The organism is Aeromonas media (genome assembly GCF_000819985.1).
GTDB lineage: Bacteria > Pseudomonadota > Gammaproteobacteria > Enterobacterales > Aeromonadaceae > Aeromonas > Aeromonas media.
The window spans coordinates 6276-6720 of sequence record NZ_CDBZ01000224.1 but is presented as its reverse complement, the minus strand read 5'-3'; the positions used below and the strand labels follow the sequence as shown (position 1 = coordinate 6720).

At 62.0% G+C, this 445-nt stretch carries 1 protein-coding gene; it reads right to left on the bottom strand.

Annotated features, from left to right (window positions below; all coding sequences use genetic code 11):
- On the bottom strand, positions 1-195 hold a 195-nt coding region (locus BN1127_RS20150; RefSeq protein WP_156139794.1), incomplete at its 3' end, for a LysR family transcriptional regulator.
- Positions 196-445: the final 250 nt, after the last annotated feature.

The window sequence follows — 445 nt, the reverse complement described above, 5'->3', positions numbered from 1 at the left end:
CAGGGTCTCCCCCTGGGCCGTGGTCACCACCTGGCGGCCGGATCTGTCGAGCAGCGGGCAACCGAGCTGCTGCTCGAGGCGGCGCATCTGCTGGCTGATGGTGGACTGGGTCAGATGCATCCGCTCGCCGGCTCGGGTGAAGCTGCCGGTCTCGACGATGGCGACAAAGCTCTGCAGCAGGTGGGGATCCAGCAAGGGTCGCTCCATGGGAGGGCTCCATTTATAAAATCACTGAAAGTCATTTTATCATTTAATTTCCAAATGACTTGCGGCCCCGTTAGGCTGCCGTCACTCCTCTCTTTTGCCAGGAAAATCCATGTCACAGCCCCCCCAGTCCGGAACACGCCCCGTCAACGCCCTCACCACCGTCTCGGCCCCCAGCCATCAAGGGTGGTTGGAACAGACCCTTCAGCTGGCACTGACCCACCGTCAGCAGGGGGGCCGC